This is a genomic window from Burkholderia sp. Tr-20355 (assembly GCF_017104685.1).
GTDB classification, from domain to species: domain Bacteria; phylum Pseudomonadota; class Gammaproteobacteria; order Burkholderiales; family Burkholderiaceae; genus Burkholderia; species Burkholderia seminalis.
Window position 1 is genome coordinate 1 of sequence record NZ_JAAGPK010000330.1, and the last position, 2,888, is coordinate 2,888.

At 73.0% G+C, this 2,888-nt stretch carries 3 protein-coding genes; all 3 read left to right on the plus strand.

The genetic code is table 11. The annotated features are described in order from the left end of the window. On the plus strand, positions 1-952 hold a 952-nt coding region (locus tag G3N62_RS35015), incomplete at its 5' end, for a thioesterase domain-containing protein (protein WP_241013293.1). Next, positions 949-2,001: a Gfo/Idh/MocA family oxidoreductase gene (locus G3N62_RS35020; protein ID WP_059556864.1), complete on the plus strand. Its 1,053-nt coding sequence runs from the start codon at positions 949-951 to the stop codon at positions 1,999-2,001. The genes G3N62_RS35015 and G3N62_RS35020, both read left to right, overlap by 4 nt. Next, the coding region (locus G3N62_RS35025; protein ID WP_206141522.1) for an ABC transporter ATP-binding protein at positions 1,998-2,888 on the plus strand (891 nt) is incomplete at its 3' end. The genes G3N62_RS35020 and G3N62_RS35025, both read left to right, overlap by 4 nt.

The following is a 2,888-nucleotide window of genomic DNA, read 5'->3' on the forward strand; positions in this document are numbered from 1 at the left end:
GGCCGCACCGCGCGCGATGCAGCCGTCGTCCGTCGTCCACGCACCCGCGCCGCGCGTGCGCGCCGACGTGCGGCCGATTCCGCTCGCGCCGGGCGACGGCGTGCCGCGCGTGATCGTGCACGAAGGGCTCGGCACCGTGCATGCCTATCGTCCGGCACTGCCGGCACTCGCGCGGCTCGGCCCGGTGCTCGGCTTCGCGGTGCGCGACGCGCAGGACTATCTCGACCTGCCGGCGCGTCACCTGAACGCGACGCTCGGCCGGCGCTATGCGGATGCGCTGTGGCGCAGCGGCGTGCGCGAGGTCGACGTGCTCGGCTACTGCTCGGGCGGGCTCGTCGCACTCGAAATGGCGAAATCGCTGGTGCAGCTCGGCGTCGCGGTGCGCACGCTCGACATCGTGTCGAGCTACCGCATTCCCTACCTGATCGAGGACGAACGGCTCGTGCTGTTCAATTTCGCGGCGACGCTCGGGCTGCCGCTCGACGCGCTGGGCTTTCCGGAAACGTACGTGCTCGCCGATGCGCTCGCCGACGCGTTGAAGGCCGACCCCGCGCGGCTCGCGCCCGGCAGCCTGCAGGCGCAGCTCGAGATCTTCGGCGATCGCTGCGAGCCGCTCGACGAGTTGCGCCGGCGCGTGCTGCGCGCGGCGGCCGGCCTGTCGATGCAGGACGACGTCGCGCATCCGCTGCTCGACGAGCGCGAACGGCTGTACCGGCTCTTCATGCATTCCGTGCAGGCGAGCCATTGGGCCGGCGACGCGCCGTATGCGGGCGCATTGCGGTTGTTCGTGCCCGAGCGCTGCAACCCGCTGATTCCGCAGCAGCGCGCGGCGCTCACCGAGTACTGGACGGCGCAGGCGCTCGGCGGCATCACGGCCGCCGACATCCCCGGCGGTCATTTCGACTGCCTGAACGCCGCGTTCGTCGACACCCGCCTGAAGGAGGCACGATGAAGGTTCACCCGCTGCCGGTCGTCGTGGCCGGCTCCCGCTTCGGCCAGTTCTACGCGGCGGGCCTCGCGGCGTCCGGTTCGTATCGCGTCGCGGGCTTGCTCGGCCGCGGCAGCGCGCGTACCGCCGCACTGGCCGCCCGCGTCGGCGCACCGGTGTTCGATTGCCCGGAGGCGCTGCCGGACGACGTGCGTGTCGCCTGCGTCGCGGTGGGCGGCGCGGCGCGCGGCGCGGAAGGGGCCGCGCTCGCGTGCCGGCTGCTCGAACGCGGGATCGACGTCGTGATCGAGCATCCGCTGCTGCCCGACGAATGGGATACCGTGCTGCGCGCCGCGTCGCGCCACGGCCGCCGCTGCCTGCTGAACAGCTTCTATCCGAACCTGCCCGTCGTCGCGCGCTTCATCGCGGTCGCGCGGCGGTTGCGCGACACGAGCGCTCCCGTGCACGCGGACGTCGTGTGCTCGGTGCAGGCGAGCTACGCGGCGCTCGACGTGCTGGCGGCCGCGCTGCAGGGCGTCGGGCCCTGGTCGGTCGAGCCGATCGGGCCGGCGCTGTCGTCGATGCGCGAATGCGCGATGGTGCTGGCCGAAACGCCGGTATCGCTGCGCGTGCACAACGAGATGGCGGCGGCCGACGACGGCCGAATGAGCCTGTTGTTCGGCATCACGCTGACGACGGACGCCGGCACCTGGACGCTCGCCTCGCCGCACGGGCCGCTGTGGTGGGCGCCCGCGCTGCGCGAACCGGCGATGGCCGAGGACGGGCTGTTCCCGATCTTCGGCGACTCGGCGGGCGATGACATGCCGAGCCTCCAGATCTGCGACGACGCGCAGGACACGTGGGGCGAGATTCATTCGCGCTGCTGGCCGCAGGCGGCCGTGCGCGCGGTCGACCGGCTCGTGTCCGGGGAAGGGCTGCCGGCGCATAACCAGCGCAGCATCGACGTGACGCGCGTCTGGCAGCAGTTGACCGCGCAACTCGGCTTCCCGGCGCAGCCGCCGGGCGATGCGTGCGCGGCGACGCTCGGCATGCTGCTGGAGCGTGCCGCATGAAGGGGCCGTTGCGTTCGATGTTGCGGCCGTTTGCCGTGCCGCTCGCGGCGGCGGTCGTGTTGCAGGCGCTCGCGGGTGTCGCGTCGCTCGTGCCATGGCTCGCGCTCGCCCGGATCGCCGACGCATGGCGCGGGTCGCAGGCGCTCGACGCGACGGCACGCGGCTGGCTCGTCGCGGCCGTGGTCGCCGGCGTGTGCTGGCTCGGCGGCCAGACGGTCGCGCTGCACCTGACGCATCGCGTCGACGCCGATCTGGGCGATCGCTTGCGCAAGCGGCTCGCCGATCATCTGCAGCGTTTGCCGCTCGGCTGGTTCGCCCGCGCGGGCAGCGATCGCGTCGCGCGTCACGTCGATCAGGACGTGCGCGCGCTGCACCAGCTCGTCGCGCATGCGCCGGCCGACGTCACGCAGCTCGTCGTCGTGCCGTGCGCGGCGCTGGCGAGCCTGCTTTACCTGAATCCCGCACTGCTCGCGTTTGCACTGGTGCCGCTTCTGGCCGGCGCCGCGCTGTTCCGCTGGATGCGGTCGGCGCGGTTCGCGCCGGCCGTCGCGGCACGCAACACGGCGCTCGAAACCCTGATGGGCGACTATGCGCAACTCGCGCAGAACCCGGCGCTCGTGCGGCAGTATCCGGGCGCGGGCATCGAGGCGGCCGCGCTGGCGTCGACCGCGCGTTTCGATCGGGCATTTTCGGCATGGGTCGGCCGCGTCGGCGGGCCCGGCGCCTGCACGCAGGTGCTGCTCGGCACGCCGTTTCTGCTCGCCTGGGTCGTGTTCGGCGCGACGTGGCTGACGGCCGGCCGGTTGCCGGTGGGCGAACTGTGCGCGTTCGCGCTGTTGATCTGGGCGGTCGCGGCGCCGGTGCGCGCGCTCGGCCATGGCGCCGAT

What these genes read in the sequence shown, in the direction of transcription:
- G3N62_RS35020 (WP_059556864.1), top strand. Translation starts at nt 949, where the DNA reads ATGAAGGTTCACCCGCTGCCGGTCGTCGTGGCCGGCTCCCGCTTCGGC.